Genomic DNA, 17,269 nt, shown 5'->3' with positions numbered 1-17,269 from the left:
CTTTACTAGCATATTTTGTTAAAATATATTGGTATGCTTGTTAAAAATAGATCTTGGTTTTTTATTTTATTCGTTCTGGTTATGGCTGCTTGTTCTCCAAAAGTTAGAACAGTTAAAAAGGAAGCAGAAAAGCCAGTTGAAAAGGAAAAACCAGCTGAGAAAAAGCCAATTAAAAAGTTTACTCAAGCCAATATTTCTTTGCTTATTCCATTTAAGTTGAACGAAATTAACTTAAAAACTGCCACAAAAACTGATATTGAGAAGTATGCAATGCCAATTGATTTCTATCAGGGTTTTAAACTGGGATTAGATTCTGTTGCTGCATCCGGATTAAATTTTAAGCTGAATGTTTTCGATACGCAAGATGATAATGCTCACATCGGCGCATTGTACAATAATGATCGATTTAGAAAAAGTAATTTAATTGTTGGTCCTGTTTTTCCAGAAGGTGTTAAATATATTTCCAACTATTCTAAACTCAATAATGCGATTGTAGTTTCGCCTTTGGCGGCTTCTCATCCATCTGATTTCGATAATCCAAATTTGATCTCTGTTGTAAATAACATTGATCTCCACGGCAAGAAAATTGCGACTTACATCGCAAAAAATTTCAACCCGGCGAATACTATTGTTGTTCTAATCAATCCAAAGAAAACGGAAGATGAGCAATTTGCTACCCCGATTAGAAATTATTTTCTAGCTCAAGGCAATACGAAATTTATAGTTCAAGAATACGCTTCTGCTTATACATTTGAAACGAAAATGATAAAAGGTAAACAATACGTTGTGGTGGTTACCTCGTCAGATCGGGCATTTGTTTTGCCTACAATAGAGAAACTTTACAAGCTTAAAAATCTTCCAACAGGAGGCTATAACATTAATTTATTTGGTCATCCGAATTGGGTTAAACAAAATTATCCAACGGATAAGCTTCAAGGTTTAAATACCGTGATTAGCTCTTCATACAAAGTCGATTATAAAAATTCGGCAGTGATTTCTTTTGTAAGAAAATATCGTACTAAATATGGTTTTGAGCCTGGTGAATTTGCTTTTAAAGGTTTTGATGTTGGTTATTATTTTGGAAAACTTCTTTCTACCTATGGAGAGGATTATTTGGAATACATCACCAAAGAAAAATATAAAGGCTTACAGAATAATTTTTCTTTCATTCATGATGAAAAATTGGGCTATATTAACACCAGCCTAATGTTGTTGCGGTATAAGAATTTCGCACTGAACATTATTGAATAATCAATTGATTTTATTTTTCCTTTTTAATTCTGAGATATGAGAGTAGAGCATCAGCTGCGAGCCTTTGAACAAATTTTAAATCGTTACGATGGAAGTTTACCATTACACCGTTTTTTGCCGGCATATTTCAAACAAAACAAACAAATGGGTTCATCTGATAGGAGATGGGCAACAAGACATATTTATAGTTTTTTTAGATTAGGTAGAGCGCTATCCAAATTAACCATTGAGGAGCGATTAAGCATTTCAGATTTTCTTTGCCACGATACACTAAGTCCGGTGGTGGGGAAGAATTTGCCAGATTTCTCAGAAGAGATTCTCCTCCCGCTAGAAGATAAATTGAAACTTGTTCAATCAAAATATCCTGATTTCAGTTTGGAGGAAGTTTTCCCTTTCAACGCTCACTTATCCGAAGAGATCAATAAAATCGATTTTTACACCTCATTTTTTAAGCAGCCCGATTTATTTATTCGTGTAGCAGAAAATGCGGCTGGAGAGATTGTATCTACTTTAAAAGATAATCATATTGCGGTAAAACAGATTGGCACAACAGCTTTGGCTTTACCCAATGGAACTAAGTTGGAAACCATTTTAAAAGAAGGATTGTACCAAGTACAAGATTTATCCTCGCAACATACCGGAACATATTTTATGCCCAATAAGTATGATAAATGGTGGGATTGCTGTGCTGCATCTGGAGGGAAAACATTGCTTTTGCATAGTTTGGAGCCTGTTATTGAGTTATTGGTTTCTGATCTCCGTGAAAGTGTGTTGGTTAACCTTGATGAACGTTTCCGTTTAGCCGGCATTAAAAAATATCATAAAAAGGAGTTAGATCTTCTACAAAATAACGATCAAATTCTTCACCACTATGCCTTTGATGGAATCATTTTAGACGCTCCTTGTACGGGTTCTGGCACATGGGGCAGAACTCCAGAAATGTTAAGCTTTTTCGAAGAGCGTAAAATCAATTATTTCGCCAACATCCAAAAGGGTATTGTTCAGAATGTGGTTAAGTATTTGAAACCCGGAAAGCCTTTAATTTATATTACCTGTTCTGCATTTGCACAAGAGAATGAGGATATGGTTAAGCATATGCTCGAGACATTACCTCTAACACTCGAAAAAATGGAATTGATAAAAGGTTATGAAAATAATGCAGATACCATGTTTGTGGCAAGATTAATCAAAAAGCAAGAGTAGGACCAGGATTAGTCAGGATTAAGGGATTTTTAAGATCAGGTAGCAAAAATTAATTTAGAATAATAGGCGCCAAACTATACATGCTCAAACCACGATTTGAAATTTTTCTTCAGATATTTTACAGCTTCAATTAAAACTGCAATTGCACCGATTATTAAAGTATATTCTTCAAAGCTGTTCATTTTTGGTTAGCTTTTATGTTTAGATAAATATACTCAATTAATGTTACAAGTAAAAGCAGAAAGACTAGGGGGTGAAAGACTAAAGAACAAAGCAGAAAGACTAAAGTTAAGGTGCTGAAATAATTAAAGCCCAGTGTTATTTCTAAATAGCTTAATCGCGATGGCCAACAAGATTACTCCGAAAGCCTTACGAAGAATGTTTAAGCCTGATTTGCCGAAGAGTTTCTCTAATCTATTGGTATTCTTTAAAACGAAGTAAACAAAAAGCATATTCAATACAATTCCAACTAATATATTTTGTGTATCGTATTCTGTTTTTAAAGATAGAAGAGTGGTCATGGTTCCTGCCCCGGCAATTAGCGGAAAAGCAAGTGGAACTATAGAAACTGTTTCTGGGGCTTCTTCCTTAAAAATGGTTAAGCCTAAAACCATCTCCATCGCGATAAAAAAGATTACAAAAGAACCTGCGATAGCAAAAGATTCTACATCAAGTCCGATTACTTTTAAAAGCGATTCTCCTAAGAAAAGAAATAAAATCATCAAGCCTGTAGCCACTAAAGAAGCCTTTTCAGATTCTATATGTCCTGCTTTTCTGCGTAATTCGATTACAACAGGAATAGCACCTAAAATATCAATTATGGCGAATAACACCATTGTGGTCGAAAGAATCTGACTTAAATTGAATTTCATAGAGAGGAGATTATATGCAAATGTAGGGCAATTAAATTCTTAGAGAAATTATTGGGCATAAAAAAGCCCCGATTTTTTGTCGGGGCTATAAAAATATTAGCTAAAATTATTTAGAATCTTTTAAATGAGAATTCTTTTTGCTGTATCCGAAGTAGATTATAAACCCTAGAGCCAACCAGCCGAATAATCTCAACCAATTTGTCCATCCTAAACCTAAAATCATTAAACCGCATGCTGCAACTCCCAAAATTGGAATTAAAGGAACCCATGGTGTTCTAAATTGACGAGGCAAATCAGGATCAGTTTTCCTTAAAATAATAACTGCGATACAAACTAACATAAAGGCGAATAATGTGCCAATACTCGTCATATCACCAACAACATCTCCAGGAATAAATGCAGCGAATAAACCTACAATTACTAAAATTACCAAGTTGGCTTTATAAGGTGTTTTAAATTTCGGGTGTAAATCACTGAACATTTTAGGCAATAAACCATCTTTACTCATTGAGTAAAATACACGACTTTGTCCTAATAACATTACTAGAATAACGGAAGAGAAACCTGCTAAAATTGCAACGGTAACTAATTTCGCTAACCATCCGTAACCTGTCATATATTCGCTAATTGCCGCTACAACTGAAGCTTCGCCACCTTTAGTTCTGAAAAACTCTACTGGTGCAATTCCTGTTAAAACGTGTGCAAACAAGATGTATAATACTGTACAAACGGCTAATGATCCTAAAATACCAATTGGCATTGCTGTTTTAGGGTTTTTAGTTTCCTGAGCAGCTGTACTCACGGCATCAAAACCAATGAAAGCAAAAAATACGGTTCCTGCAGCCCCAATAACTCCCCAGAAGCCTCCATAATTGTGGCTAATTCCGGCTTGATCTATATATTTTGTAGCTACTGGAATATATGGATGATGATTTGCTTCGTGAATAAAGCCCCATCCCAATACAATAATTAAAATTACGATAGCAACTTTAGTAATCACAATAACTCCATTTACAAAAGCTGATTCTGAAGTACCTTTAATTAGAAGTAAGCTTAACAACACTACGATAAATAGTGCCGGTAGGTTCATGATTCCATTAACCGTTCCATCTGGATGCGATTGAAATGGTGAGTGACACCATTGATAGGGTATGGGGGAAATATGCAATACTTCAACCAATAATTTATTAAGATATTCGCTCCAAGCTATACCTACAGTAGCCGCACCAACGGCATATTCTAAAACTAAATCCCATCCAATTATCCAAGCCATTAATTCACCCATGGTTGCGTAGGTGTACGTATATGCACTTCCTGAAATTGGAATAGATGAAGAAAGTTCAGCATAACATAATCCTGCCAAGGCACAGCCAATTGCAGCAATTATAAAACCGATTGTAACTGATGGACCAGCATTTTGAGCAGCTGCAGCCGCAGTACGAACAAATAGTCCGGCGCCAATGATAGCCCCAACACCTAATGCCACTAATGCACCTGCACTAAGAGTACGCTTTAAGCCTTTGCCTGAATCGCCTGCTTCTTCAAGCAATAGATGCATTGGCTTTTTAGTAAATAAACCCATATTATAGTTTTTGTTTAGATTAATTCAGTTCCAAACCTAAATAAAAATTACGGAAAAGTAAAAGGGATTTTGGTTAAAAAATCCCTTTTGCCGTATTATATCTATGATTTTACAACTAATTTGTTAAAGTATCTATTGTATTCTTTAAAGTATCAATAATTATGTTGCCCAAGCTGTCTGTTTTTTGTTCAATTCTAATTTCTTTGCGAACTTCTTGCTTATGTTCCGAAGCTACAGCCTTAACTGCAATGTAAGGTGCAATAACTAGTGAAACAATCGACATTAATTTGATTAAAATGTTCATTGAAGGTCCGGAAGTATCTTTAAAAGGATCTCCAACTGTATCTCCTGTTACCGAAGCTTTATGTGGTTCTGATTTTTTGTAGTGCATTTCGCCATTAATCATTACACCTTTTTCAAAAGATTTTTTAGCATTATCCCATGCACCACCAGCGTTGGATTGAAAAATTCCCATTAAAACTCCAGAAACAGTAACGCCTGCTAATAAGCCTCCTAAAATTTCAGCAGAGCTAACAGCAGGGAAAACACCTTTAAATCCGAAACCAACAATAATAGGAACCAATAGGGCGATCGCTCCTGGCAACATCATTTCGCGAATAGAAGCTTTAGTAGAAATGGCTACACATTTTTCATATTCTGGTTTTGCCTTATATTCCATAATTCCTGGAATGTCACGAAACTGGCGACGAACCTCTTGAACCATATCCATAGCAGCTTTACCAACTGCAGCAATACATAATGCTGAAAATATGAAAGGAATCATCGCTCCAACAAATAAACCAGCTAAAACCGGTGCCTTGTAAATATCAATTGCACTAATACCTGCTACGCCAACAAAAGCTGCAAACAAAGCTAACGATGTTAATGCAGCAGATGCAATTGCAAATCCTTTTCCTGTTGCGGCTGTTGTGTTACCAACAGCGTCTAAATTATCTGTACGCTCGCGAACTTCTGGAGGTAATTGGCTCATTTCTGCAATACCACCTGCATTATCTGCAATCGGGCCAAATGCATCAATAGCCAATTGCATAGCTGTTGTTGCCATCATTCCGGCTGCAGCAATTGCAACCCCATATAAACCTGCAAATGAATAAGAACAAATAATACCAGCAGCTAAAACCAAAATTGGCGCAACTGTAGATTTCATACCTACAGATAAACCACCAATAATATTAGTGGCGTGACCTGTGCCAGATTGCTGGATGATTGAATTAACTGGGCCTTTTCCCATTGCGGTATAATATTCAGTTATGATACTCATTAAAGTACCCACTACTAAACCAACAAGAATGGCATAATAAACATCCATGCTGGTAAAATCAACACCTCTTAAATGCAAAGATGCAGGCAGCATTGTTTTAACAATAAAATAAGAAGCAATTGCAGTTAGAGAAACCGAACTCCAATTTCCTAAATTTAATGCAGTTTGAACATTAGAATCTTCGCCCTTAATGCGAACAAACCAAGTGCCTACAATAGAGAAGATAATACCTAAACCACAAATTACCATTGGCAATAGAACTGGAGAGAAACCTCCTAATCCGTCAGTATATATTCCGTTTAATTTTTCAACTACAATTTCTTGTCCTAAAACCATTGTTGCTAAAATGGTAGCTACGTAAGAACCGAATAAATCGGCACCCATACCCGCTACATCACCCACATTATCGCCCACATTATCTGCAATGGTTGCAGGGTTACGTACATCATCTTCAGGAATACCTGCTTCTACTTTACCTACCAAATCTGCACCAACATCGGCAGCTTTAGTATAAATACCACCACCAACACGTGCAAATAATGCAATAGATTCTGCTCCTAAAGAGAAACCTGTTAACACTTCAATAGCCGTTCTCATCTCTACACTATTCGGGGCAATTACGTGGAATATCTGCAAGAAAACAATAAATAACCCACCTAAACCAAGTACTGCCAAGCCAGCAACACCAAGCCCCATTACGGTACCTCCGGTGAAACTTACTTTCAAAGCTTGTTTTAAACTGGTTCTAGCGGCTTGAGTGGTACGAACGTTTGCTTTGGTTGCGGCTTTCATGCCAATAAATCCAGCGAATGCCGAGAAAAAAGCCCCAATAATGAAGGCAATAGCAATAATCCAGCTGGAGTGCATGGGTACACCATTAATTTCTGTAATTGTACCCGAATAAGCTAAAATTGCGGCGGTAAAGATTACGAAAATACTCAATACTCTCCATTCGGCTTTTAAAAACGCCATTGCTCCATCGGCAATATAGCCGGCAAGTTCCTGCATGTTTTTATCGCCAGCATCTTGTTTGTTTACCCAGGCGCTTTTAAACATCATCACAATAATTCCGATAAGGCCTAGCACCGGAATACAGTAAAGTAAATTGTTTTGTAAAAAATCCATAGTTAATATTTGGTTATTGGTTAATTATATCAATGGTTAAAGATTTACCCTCATCGGTAATTCAACATCGATTATTATAATTTGGTTATTAGTTTAGCAATATAATAATTTTATTTCCTTGTGGTTAAATAATTAACAACCCAAAAGAATATTTTTTGTTCAATCAAAATAATACACTCTAACATGCTATGATTTATTTTTTTTAGATAAATTAGCCACAAACTAACTAAAACCAAACAAACCTATAAAATGGAAAAACAACCGGAAAAGGGATTCCTTAAAAGAAAATTAGGCCTTTTTGATGCCGTTATGCTGGTAATGGGCTCCATGATTGGAAGCGGGATCTTTATTGTAAGTGCCGATATTATGAGGAATTTAGGTTCTGGTTATTGGTTAATTGTTGTTTGGATAATTACTGGAGTAATGACAGTTGCCGCCGCAATTTCTTACGGAGAACTTTCTTCTATGTTTCCTAAAGCGGGAGGTCAGTACACTTATTTAAAGGAGATATTCGGTAAAATGATGGGGTTTCTCTATGGTTGGGGACTATTTACTGTAATTCAAACAGGAACTATTGCCGCCGTGGCAGTTGCCTTTGGTAAATTCACAGCCTATTTAATACCAGCCTTAAATGATGCAGCTCCAATTTTTCAGAGTGGCGGTTATAAAATTACTTGGATCCAGATTGTGGCTATCGGTGTTATTCTACTGCTTACCTACATAAATACTAAAGGTGTTGAAAGTGGTAAAATACTGCAGAATGTTTTTACAGGATCGAAAATTGTCGCTTTAATCGGCTTAATTATTTTAGGTTTTCTTTTAGTGAAAAGCAATTTTTGGAGCGAGAATATGAAGTTTGGTTGGAGCGCTTTCAGTAACCTTAAAACAGATGCAAGCGGAAACTTTCTTAAATCTGGATGGGAATCTATTTCTGGAATGACGATAATGGGTGGAATTGCAGCTGCAATGGTAGGTTCGGTATTTTCGAGCGTAGCTTGGGAGAACGTAACTTTTGTTTCTGGCGAGATTGAAAACCCTAAAAAAAATGTAGTGCGTTCAATGGTTTTGGGTACTTCAGCAGTAATGGTTCTTTATTTATTGGTCAATTTTATCTATCTCAATACTTTGAACAGAGATGGTATTGCATTTGCCATCAATGATCGGGTTGCAGTTGGTGCCTCCGAACAAATTTTTGGCAGTGGAATAGGTACAATTGTAATGGCTGTACTGGTTATGATTTCTACTTTTGGTTGCGTTAATGGAATAGTACTAGCTGGAGCAAGGGTTTTCCAAACTATGGCAAAAGATGGAATGTTCTTTAAAGCTGCTCTTGAAAACAATAAAAATGGAGTTCCGGAGAAATCACTTTGGATGCAGGGAATCTGGGCTTCTGTTTTATGTTTGAGCGGTCAGTATGGGAATCTTTTAGATATGATCTCTTTTGTTATCGTGCTGTTTTATATGATTACTGTTTTTGGGGTTATTTATTTAAGGTTGAAAAAACCTGATTTAGAAAGACCTTATAAAACGTGGTTATATCCAATTACGCCAATTATTTATTTATTAATTGGCGCTGCATTCTGTATTTTACTTCTAATTTATAAACAACAATATACTTGGCCTGGTTTAGTAATTGTATTGTTAGGTGTGCCTGTTTATTTCTTTATTAATAGAAAAAAGGCTTAGGATCAGGATCTGCCTGATTTAAGGATTTGCAAGATAGAGGTCTATAGAAATTATCTTGGCTATAAGTTTATAATCTCTTGAAAAGCAAAAGCATTGCTTATCGGTTTCGAAAGTCCTGCTCTTACTGCAATCTTTTTGCAACATTATTTTTGAATCCCGAATTGAAAAGTTCGGGATTTCTGTTTTGCAACAAAAAGTATTTCCGCATCGCTCGGGTTTAGTTTAATAAATAGCTGCAAGAACTAAATTCCCTAAACCCGATATAAGCGAAAAGCCAAAACTTTTTCTGTTTTTCTTGCAGCATTAGCGGGATGATACATTAATATTTTCACTGCAGTTGCTTTACAAATAATTATTAGGCTTTTGTAATCTTGGTAAGCAATGTCGATATCTTGGCAGTATTTGTGTATTATTGCAATTAATGGGAACACAGGTAGATTTAGGCATAAAGGGGTATAAAAATTACGGCACACATTTGCGTGAGAAGTACAACGGTCAGCGGGTTTTTAAAACTATTGTTGATGGCGGTTTCACTTGCCCTAACCGCGATGGGAGTAAAGGATATGGTGGCTGTACTTATTGTAATGTAGATTCTTTTACACCGGAGATTTCCAGAAAAATGCCAACTATCCGTGAGCAATTGGAAAAAGGAATGGAACGTGGCAAGAATTTTTATAAAGCCGATAAGTTTATTGTTTACTTTCAGCCAAACACCAATACTTATGCTCCAGTGCATTATTTAAAAATGATGTATGATGAAGCATTATCAATCAATACGGAAGACGTTGTTGGTTTCTCTGTAGGTACTCGCCCAGATTGTATCGATGCAGAAAAAATTGCTTTATTAGAAAGTTATACCGATCGATTTGATGTTGATTTGGAAATGGGAATGGAGTCTATTTACGACGAAACCCTTAATCAGATTAATCGAGGCTGTAGTCATGGCGAATTTGTAGAAGCAGTAATGCTTTTAGAAAACAGCAAGCTAGATTTATGTGTACACACCATCTTTGGTTTCCCTTGGGAAACTAAAGAAATGATGTTGGGTTATATTCACGAAATTAATCGATTCCCTCAAATAAAATTTGTTAAGTTCCATCACCTGCACATTGTGGAAGGCTCTATCATGGGTGCTAAATATAAAAAGGAGCCTTTTAAATTATTCTCGCTTGAAGAATATACAGATCTACTTTGCGAATTAATTCCATTACTACGTCCTGATATTGTTATTCAGCGTTTATTTGGAATCTCTGATTGGGATTTGTTGATTGCACCTAATTGGGGGCTTAATAAATCGGCAATTCAAACCTATATTGATAAAGAAATCGAAAAAAGAGGCGTTGTTCAAGGTTCTCAGTATTTTATCTAAAAAGATAAAATTTTATTTTAATTTTTTAAAAACCTGTGAAATTTCATAGGTTTTTTTGTTTTTGAGTTGTTTTTAATGCTAATTTTTTAGAAAATATTGATAAAATATCATAATTCTATTGTAAAATCAGATTTTCTTTTTGTCAAAAACCTACCTTATTCTTTGCTGTTTTTTTTGTTAATTGTATTTTTTGAATAGTTTTTTGTTTGGTTTTATAAAAATTCAATCAATTTGTTAGAATATTTCTAATATATAGTGTAAAAATTACAATATGTTGTATTTTTATAAAAATTAAATCGATAGAAATCAATTATTTTATCAATACAAACAAATTAAACTAAAAACTATGAGTAAATTTTCCTTAAAACAGGTTGCGCCCTTTTTGGTGCTCTCTATTGTGGCAATCGCTGCAATATTTGTTCCCGCTTTACCGAATTATGATGTAGGTAAGTATAATGCTGCGGATGTGGCTTGGGTACTTGTTGCAACAGCGTTAGTGTTTTTAATGACGCCAGGCTTGGCATTCTTTTATGGTGGCATGGTGCACAGAAAAAATGTGTTATCAACAATGATTAAAAGTGTTGTTGCTGCCGGTGTAGTATCTGTGCTGTGGGTTGTAGTAGGTTTTAGTTTAGCTTTTGGTAAAGATATTGGTGGCTTTATCGGCGATCCTTCTACATTCTTTTTCTTTAAAGGTGTAAATTCTGGAGAACCTTGGAGCCTTGCGCCAACTATTCCTTTAACATTGTTCGCGTTGTTTCAATTAATGTTTGCAATCATTACTCCAGGATTGGTTGTTGGTGCTGTTGCAGAACGTATTCGTTTTACATCTTACATTTTATTTACGGTTCTTTTTGGCTTATTAGTATATGCACCATTGGCGCACATGACTTGGAGCCCGGATGGTTTATTAATGAAGATGGGTGTATTTGATTTTGCTGGTGGTACTGTAGTGCATATTTCTGCTGGTATGGCTGCTTTAGCTGGTGCTTTAGTTTTAAAACGTAGAAAAGCACATTTAGATCATAAAGAAATTCCACCTGCAAATATCCCTTACGTATTAATTGGTACTGGTTTATTATGGTTCGGTTGGTTTGGTTTTAATGCTGGTTCTGCTTTAGGAGCAGGTTCATTGGCGGTTTCTGCTTTTGCTACTACCAACGTTGCAGCGGGCGCAGCAGGTTTATCTTGGATGTTCTTTGATGTGCTTCGCGGTAAAAAACCTTCAGTATTAGGTTTCTGTATTGGTGCAGTTGTTGGTTTAGTTGCCATTACGCCAGGTGCTGGTTATGTTGCAATTCCACAAAGTATCTTTATTGGTGCCTTTGCAGCCATCGTTTCTAACTTGGTTGTTTATGGAAAATCTAAAACTACAATTGATGATACTTTAGATGTGTTTCCTTGCCATGGTGTTGGTGGTATTGTAGGTATGATCTTGACTGGTGTTTTTGCAACCAAAACTGTAAACTCTGCAGGTGTAGATGGTTTATTATATGGTAACCCAGATTTCTTTTTCACACAATTAAAAGGTGTGGCGATTGTTGTGGTATTTAGTTTTGTAGTTTCATTCATCATCTTCAAATTCATTAACTTAATTCAACCAATCCGCGTTTCAGACGAAGAAGAAGAATTAGGTCTAGATGCATCACAACATGACGAAAAATACTCTCAAGGTACTTTATTGGTAGAAGATAAAGCTGTGTATATCGAAAAAAATAGTCCAGTTCAAGAAACCATCTAAGAAATTTTATATATCTAAACCCCCAATCCGCTCAAACATGAAGAAACTTTTAACCGCTATATTTGCTATAGCTAGCACTACGTGTGCCTTGGCTCAAGAGACGCCAGCATCACCACTTGAAATTTCAGGGTCGGTTGATACTTATTTTAAATATGATTTTGCTAAACAACCAAACAATATTTTAACCTCATTTGCTTCTGATCATAATTCAGTTTCGTTAGGGATGATTGATTTAGCTTTGAAGAAAAAAACAGGTAAAGCATCATTTGTAGGCGAACTTTCTTTTGGCCCAAGAGGTCAAACGCAATCTATTCCAGATGCGGCTAGTGGAAACTCATCATTCCACATCCAAAACTTATACATAAATTATGATTTCTCTGATAAATTTGCAATGACTGCAGGTTACATGGGTACATTTATTGGATATGAAGTAATTTCTCCAGTTGGAAACTTCAATTATTCTACCTCTTATTTGTTTACAAGCGGTCCATTCCAAAATGCCGGAATTAAAGCAACTTATAAATTCTCTGATAAAGTAAGTTTAATGGCTGGTTTGTTCAACGATTGGAATGTTTACAGTGCAACTCGTGGCGTTTCTAGCGTTGGTGGTCAGTTAATGGTTGCGCCGGTTGAAGGCTGGACAGCTTATTTAAATGTTTTATCTGGTGCTGGTGGTGGCGGTTATGGCACTATCGAAGATTTAACAACTGCTTACCAAATTACCGAGAAATTTAAATTGGGTTTAAATGCAGCCAATTACGACATCGACAATGATGGTGGTGGTTATTCTGGAGTGGCGTTATATCCTCAATACGCAGTTGCTAGTGCGGTAACATTGGGTTTAAGAGGCGAATATTTTAAAACAAAGGATGTTGGTGCCGTTACAGGAACAAAATATACTGCTGTAACTTTAACTGCTAATATCAAATCTGGTGGTTTAACTTTTATTCCAGAAGTAAGACTTGACCATAACGGCGATAAACCATTCTTGAAAAATAATGGCTTATCTGCACCAAATGCTGGTCAGTTCTCTTTAGCTGCGGTTTACGCTTTCTAGAAAATAATTGATTTTAATTTAAGGCCGTCAGCTTTCTAAAACTGACGGCCTTTTTATTGCTTCGAGAATTGATTTTTTGCTGTAATAATTTATACATTTAAGCTTTACGGAAAACCCATTTACAGATGAAAAAGTACCTAGTTCTAATAATTTTTTTAGCCACATTTATTAGGCTTTCGGCTCAACAAAAGCAACTTCCTTTAGATGATAGAGGGAAATATATTTATTATGAAGTTGTGGATACCAAAACTGTAAATAAAGATAGCTTACTGCAAAGGGCAGAATTTTTTATAAATAAGGTTTATAAAAAATCAATGAAGCAAGAATCCTCAACAGATTCATCTGTTCTAGCGAGTGGAACATTGGTAATTGATAAAACGCTTTTGGTTGCAGGGCATCCTAGCGGAGAGGTTAAGTACAATTTTACTGTAGAAATCAGATCAGGAAAATATAGGTTTTGGCTTACAGATTTTGAGTATATTCCTTACCAACGCGATCGTTATGGCAATTTTGTAGCTACAACGAATATTGGAACACCCTTGGAAAAAGCACCCGGTAAATTAAATTCGGGTCAGTGGAAAGATATTCTTGGTGGCGTATCTGTAAAAGCGACAAAATTTGGTGAAGACTTTAAAAAGGTTTTAGCAACCTCTAGATCTGAAAAGGCTAAAAAGAAAGAAGAAACAATCTCAACTAAAAAATGGTAGTGTTGCGTTTTGATTAACTATCTCTGCTCTCAGATTTAAAACTTCCCAAAAAGCTCTTCTACTTTTTTATATCTAAAATTAAAAATCTCGTTTATTTTTTTGCTCACCATTATGCTGTTAGCGATTGATCCAATAGGACCAAAGCCAATGCCATAATGTAAAGTATCATGCATTAAAACTCCGCCATCTATGGCCTCGAAATGATGATTATGATGCCAGAAAGCAAACGGTCCGAATCTTTGCTCATCAATAAAATACTCCTTATCCCTAGCGTGAGTAATTTCAGTTACCCAATTTAGTTTAATTCCGAGAAGTGGAGATACTTTATAGGTGATAATCATCCCAGGATACATTTTGGCGCCTTTCATATTTGGAGACGTTACCTCAAATGTCATATCCTTAGGCGTAATTTCGGACAAGTTAAGTGGTGATGAAAAAAAATCCCAAGCGGTATCTAAATCAACAGGTACTTTCTGCGTAAATTCTATTCTGTAGGTTTTCAATGTATATATTTAAGAGAGTAACATTTGTTTTGCTATTTTGTTGAAGATGTACTCAGTTTATCTTGAATTAATTTAACCAGCTCCTTAAATTCCTTCTCTTCATAACCCATTGATTGATAAATTATTTTTCCGGTTTCATCAATTAATATATTCCTGGGGATAGATTGTTTTGCGAATTTGCTGAAAATAGAACGGTCAACATCCGGTAAGATTGGGAATGTGAAACCTTTTTTAGCTTTGTAGGGAATTAGTTTTTCCCAACCTTCCTCACGCCCAAATACAAAGAATGCAAATTTTTTGTTGTCTTTATATTTATCCCAAATTTCCTTTTGAGCTAATGGAAGTTCGATGTTACAAGGCGGGCACCATGTTGCAAATAAATTAATCAGAATCAATTTACCTTTATAGTCGGCAATATTTACGGTTTTACCTTTTTCAATTTCAAAACTGAAAGCCGGAACGGCATCACCAACTTTAACATAAGAATCTTTATCAGCTTGAGCAAATGCGGTTGTAGTGCAAGCCAAAATAAACAGGGAAAGGAATATCTTTTTCATACAGGGGATTTGATGAATTAAAGATACTCCTAAATAATTTCATTTAAAACTAATGCACCATTTTATCGGCACAGGTAGAGCTTGCGAAAGCTTCGGGTTTGGCTTTGAAAATAAAGCCCATGCTTAAAATGTAGCCCATCGCATCGTTTAAGGCTTTGTTCGATTTAAACGAAGGACTGGTGTTGATATCCGCATGCACTTCTAAAGCAACATCGTAAATGTCTAGTAAATCGCAAATTGAGTAAGCAGTTTCAATAGATTTTTGAACTTCCATCAGCATTCTTTCCTTGATGCTAACCTGTTGTGCACTTTTTTCTTGATGGATGTACATAAAACCACCATGGTGTTCTCTTACTAAAACAATTACTGTAGCAAAATCTGTTATTGTTCCTTTAACTTGAGAGTCGGTACCGATACAGACTTTTAGCTTGTAGCCGTTTTCTGTTTCGCGAATAATTGCCTGTTCTACTTCTTCTAAGATTGATGATTGAATGATTTCACCACTAAATTTTTTCCAAGTCATACATTATGTGTTTTTAAGGTTAATTCTAAGGGAATCTCTTTGGGACAAATGATAATCGGGTTTCTATAAAAATAAGCGCTAAAGATTAAATCTGTGTTAAGTGTAAGTTGTTTATTTGCTAACAAAAACTTAGTTATCAACAAGTTAATCAATATTTATCGAATAGATTTAATGTTTGTTGAAACAAATAAATATTCAGGTCGTTTTATAATTAGTATTCAACTAAATCGACCAAGTTATGAGAATTGAATTAATCCAAGAATTTGAACAATTACAACAGAGTAGGGCAAATAAATTTGCAGATGATTTAACTGATAGGTTTCTATCCTCTGTTAATGCCGTAAATGAAAAGGTTGCTTCTTCGTTATCAAAAAGAGGAAACATGCTCTTGATGCTTGAAAAGAAATTAAATTTCGCAACCCTTAAAAAATTGAGGAATAAATATTTCAAATACTAATCCATAATCTGGAAATAGCTAAGTGCAGAAATGTTACCTTTACGGCACAATGATAGAGAATGCGCTAAAGAGATTAAATATTTCTGCACTTAACGAAATGCAAAATGCATCGATTAAATCGGCTAAAACTGGTAGCGATGTATTGCTTATTGCCCCAACAGGTTCAGGAAAAACACTTGCCTTTTTATTGCCTTTATTAAATAATTTAAAGGCTGATGTTAAGGGCGTCCAATCGCTTATCTTAGTGCCATCTAGAGAATTGGCCTTGCAAATAGAACAGGTTTTTAAACAAATGGGTACGCCATTTAAGGTGAATTGTTGCTATGGTGGTCATGCTGTTAGAATCGAAAAAAACAATTTAGCGCATCCACCAGCTGTTTTAATCGGTACGCCTGGTAGAATTGCTTATCACTTAGAGCATCATAATTTTGATGAATCTTTTGTTGAGACCTTAATCCTCGATGAATTTGATAAATCGTTAGAATTTGGTTTCGAAGCAGATATGTCTTATATCATTGGTTCGTTATTATCTCTAAAACAAAGAATTTTAACTTCGGCTACCAAAATGGAAGAAATTCCAGCTTTTGTTAAACTTAATAAATCCATATCGGTAGATTTCTCAAAAAATATTCAGATTAAGCCAGATCTCAAACTCAAAAAAGTTATGGCCCCTGCCGCAGATAAGCTGGAAGTTCTTTTTAAATTATTGAGTAAAATTGGCGGTAAAAACACTTTGGTTTTCTGTAACCATAGGGAAACAGTAGATCGAATTAGTGATTTACTTTTTGAGCATGGTTTAGGTCATGATGTTTTTCATGGCGGAATGGAGCAAATCGATCGAGAGAAATCCTTATTGAAATTTAGAAACGGAAGCCATAAAATTTTAATCACTACAGATTTGGCTGCCAGAGGTCTGGATATTCCTGAAGTAGAGCATATTGTGCATTATCAACTTCCATACACGGAAGATGCCTACATCCATAGAAATGGAAGAACTGCACGCATGCACGCTAAAGGTACTGCTTATGCCGTTTTAACTGAGGAAGAGCATTATAAATATTTGCCAGAAAATATAGAAGAAGAGGTCTTGTCTGATAAATATAAATTGCCAGAACAAAGTGATTGGCAAACTTTATACCTTGCTCATGGCAAAAAAGATAAAATTAACAAAATTGATATTGTTGGATTATTTTTGCAAAAGGGTGGCTTGCAAAAAGATGATTTGGGATTAATTGAAGTTAAAGATACCACAAGCTACATAGCCGTAAAAAGAAGTAAAGTTGAAAAATTGCTTAAGATTTTGCAAGGTGAGAAAATAAAAGGAAAGAAATTAAAGTTGGAAGTGGCGAGTTAA

General features: G+C 35.5%; 15 protein-coding genes. 9 read left to right on the top strand and 6 right to left on the bottom strand.

From position 1 onward, the window contains the following. Positions 1-15: 15 nt before the first annotated feature. Together H7U22_RS03870 and H7U22_RS03865 are read left to right on the top strand one after the other, a co-directional pair. The gene (locus tag H7U22_RS03870) at positions 16-1,251 is read left to right on the top strand and encodes an ABC transporter substrate-binding protein (RefSeq protein WP_248284677.1); all 1,236 of its coding nucleotides are present in this window, start codon (positions 16-18) and stop codon (positions 1,249-1,251) included. Between the two features lie 36 nt (positions 1,252-1,287). Then, entirely contained in the window at positions 1,288-2,454 is a 1,167-nt protein-coding gene (locus H7U22_RS03865) for an RsmB/NOP family class I SAM-dependent RNA methyltransferase (RefSeq protein WP_187070031.1), read from the top strand. Between the two features lie 305 nt (positions 2,455-2,759). On the opposite strand, the gene H7U22_RS03860 is transcribed toward H7U22_RS03865, so the two are convergent. The 3 genes from H7U22_RS03860 to H7U22_RS03850 form a co-directional block, all read right to left on the bottom strand. Then, the gene (locus tag H7U22_RS03860; protein ID WP_187070030.1) at positions 2,760-3,326 is read right to left on the bottom strand and encodes a MarC family protein; all 567 of its coding nucleotides are present in this window, start codon (positions 3,324-3,326) and stop codon (positions 2,760-2,762) included. Between the two features lie 106 nt (positions 3,327-3,432). Next, positions 3,433-4,908, bottom strand: a complete 1,476-nt coding sequence (locus H7U22_RS03855) for an amino acid permease (protein ID WP_187070029.1) — start codon at positions 4,906-4,908, stop codon at positions 3,433-3,435. Between the two features lie 115 nt (positions 4,909-5,023). Continuing rightward, a complete protein-coding gene (locus tag H7U22_RS03850; RefSeq protein WP_187070028.1) occupies positions 5,024-7,315 on the bottom strand; it encodes a sodium-translocating pyrophosphatase in 2,292 nt (763 codons plus the stop codon). A gap of 249 nt (positions 7,316-7,564) precedes the next feature. On the opposite strand from H7U22_RS03850, the gene H7U22_RS03845 reads away from it, so the two are divergent. The 5 genes from H7U22_RS03845 to H7U22_RS03825 all read left to right on the top strand — a co-directional run bounded on the left by H7U22_RS03845 (position 7,565) and on the right by H7U22_RS03825 (position 13,875). Further along, positions 7,565-9,001, top strand: a complete 1,437-nt coding sequence (locus H7U22_RS03845) for an APC family permease (protein ID WP_187070027.1) — start codon at positions 7,565-7,567, stop codon at positions 8,999-9,001. A 421-nt stretch (positions 9,002-9,422) separates the two neighbouring features. After that, entirely contained in the window at positions 9,423-10,370 is a 948-nt protein-coding gene (locus H7U22_RS03840) for a TIGR01212 family radical SAM protein (RefSeq protein ID WP_187070026.1), read from the top strand. Between the two features lie 346 nt (positions 10,371-10,716). Next, positions 10,717-12,111 (top strand): ammonium transporter, encoded by a 1,395-nt coding sequence (locus H7U22_RS03835; RefSeq protein ID WP_187070025.1) that lies wholly within the window; start codon positions 10,717-10,719, stop codon positions 12,109-12,111. 37 nt (positions 12,112-12,148) lie between these two features. Then, positions 12,149-13,168, top strand: a complete 1,020-nt coding sequence (locus tag H7U22_RS03830; protein ID WP_187070024.1) for a porin — start codon at positions 12,149-12,151, stop codon at positions 13,166-13,168. A gap of 125 nt (positions 13,169-13,293) precedes the next feature. Beyond that, a complete protein-coding gene (locus tag H7U22_RS03825) occupies positions 13,294-13,875 on the top strand; it encodes a DUF4468 domain-containing protein (RefSeq protein ID WP_187070023.1) in 582 nt (193 codons plus the stop codon). A gap of 35 nt (positions 13,876-13,910) precedes the next feature. Here the strand turns inward: H7U22_RS03825 and H7U22_RS03820 are convergent, their stop codons facing one another. The 3 genes from H7U22_RS03820 to H7U22_RS03810 are packed head-to-tail and all read right to left on the bottom strand — an operon-like array spanning position 13,911 to position 15,458. Further along, on the bottom strand, positions 13,911-14,378 hold the full coding sequence (locus H7U22_RS03820) for an SRPBCC family protein (RefSeq protein WP_187070022.1): 468 nt from the start codon (positions 14,376-14,378) through the stop codon (positions 13,911-13,913). Between the two features lie 32 nt (positions 14,379-14,410). Further along, the gene (locus tag H7U22_RS03815) at positions 14,411-14,935 is read right to left on the bottom strand and encodes a TlpA family protein disulfide reductase (protein ID WP_187070021.1); all 525 of its coding nucleotides are present in this window, start codon (positions 14,933-14,935) and stop codon (positions 14,411-14,413) included. Positions 14,936-14,984: 49 nt separating this feature from the next. Next, positions 14,985-15,458 (bottom strand): ribonuclease H-like YkuK family protein, encoded by a 474-nt coding sequence (locus H7U22_RS03810; protein ID WP_187070020.1) that lies wholly within the window; start codon positions 15,456-15,458, stop codon positions 14,985-14,987. Between the two features lie 238 nt (positions 15,459-15,696). On the opposite strand from H7U22_RS03810, the gene H7U22_RS03805 reads away from it, so the two are divergent. Then, the gene (locus H7U22_RS03805; RefSeq protein ID WP_187070019.1) at positions 15,697-15,915 is read left to right on the top strand and encodes a hypothetical protein; all 219 of its coding nucleotides are present in this window, start codon (positions 15,697-15,699) and stop codon (positions 15,913-15,915) included. Between the two features lie 49 nt (positions 15,916-15,964). After that, on the top strand, positions 15,965-17,269 hold the full coding sequence (locus H7U22_RS03800) for a DEAD/DEAH box helicase (protein ID WP_187070018.1): 1,305 nt from the start codon (positions 15,965-15,967) through the stop codon (positions 17,267-17,269).

Origin of the sequence: Pedobacter fastidiosus, assembly GCF_014306625.1 — a bacterium.
Classification (GTDB): Bacteria; Bacteroidota; Bacteroidia; order Sphingobacteriales; family Sphingobacteriaceae; genus Pedobacter; species Pedobacter fastidiosus.
This window is presented reverse-complemented; position numbering and strand designations above follow the sequence as displayed.

Excerpts from the sequence above, each read along its gene's own strand:
- H7U22_RS03845 (WP_187070027.1), top strand. The coding sequence starts at position 7,565 with ATGGAAAAACAACCGGAAAAGGGATTCCTTAAAAGAAAATTAGGCCTT.
- H7U22_RS03830 (WP_187070024.1), top strand. The coding sequence starts at position 12,149 with ATGAAGAAACTTTTAACCGCTATATTTGCTATAGCTAGCACTACGTGT.
- H7U22_RS03815 (WP_187070021.1), bottom strand. The coding sequence starts at position 14,935 with ATGAAAAAGATATTCCTTTCCCTGTTTATTTTGGCTTGCACTACAACC.
- H7U22_RS03800 (WP_187070018.1), top strand. The coding sequence starts at position 15,965 with ATGATAGAGAATGCGCTAAAGAGATTAAATATTTCTGCACTTAACGAA.
- H7U22_RS03810 (WP_187070020.1), bottom strand. The coding sequence starts at position 15,458 with ATGACTTGGAAAAAATTTAGTGGTGAAATCATTCAATCATCAATCTTA.
- H7U22_RS03805 (WP_187070019.1), top strand. The coding sequence starts at position 15,697 with ATGAGAATTGAATTAATCCAAGAATTTGAACAATTACAACAGAGTAGG.
- H7U22_RS03850 (WP_187070028.1), bottom strand. The coding sequence starts at position 7,315 with ATGGATTTTTTACAAAACAATTTACTTTACTGTATTCCGGTGCTAGGC.
- H7U22_RS03835 (WP_187070025.1), top strand. The coding sequence starts at position 10,717 with ATGAGTAAATTTTCCTTAAAACAGGTTGCGCCCTTTTTGGTGCTCTCT.
- H7U22_RS03840 (WP_187070026.1), top strand. The coding sequence starts at position 9,423 with ATGGGAACACAGGTAGATTTAGGCATAAAGGGGTATAAAAATTACGGC.
- H7U22_RS03855 (WP_187070029.1), bottom strand. The coding sequence starts at position 4,908 with ATGGGTTTATTTACTAAAAAGCCAATGCATCTATTGCTTGAAGAAGCA.
- H7U22_RS03825 (WP_187070023.1), top strand. The coding sequence starts at position 13,294 with ATGAAAAAGTACCTAGTTCTAATAATTTTTTTAGCCACATTTATTAGG.
- H7U22_RS03865 (WP_187070031.1), top strand. The coding sequence starts at position 1,288 with ATGAGAGTAGAGCATCAGCTGCGAGCCTTTGAACAAATTTTAAATCGT.
- H7U22_RS03860 (WP_187070030.1), bottom strand. The coding sequence starts at position 3,326 with ATGAAATTCAATTTAAGTCAGATTCTTTCGACCACAATGGTGTTATTC.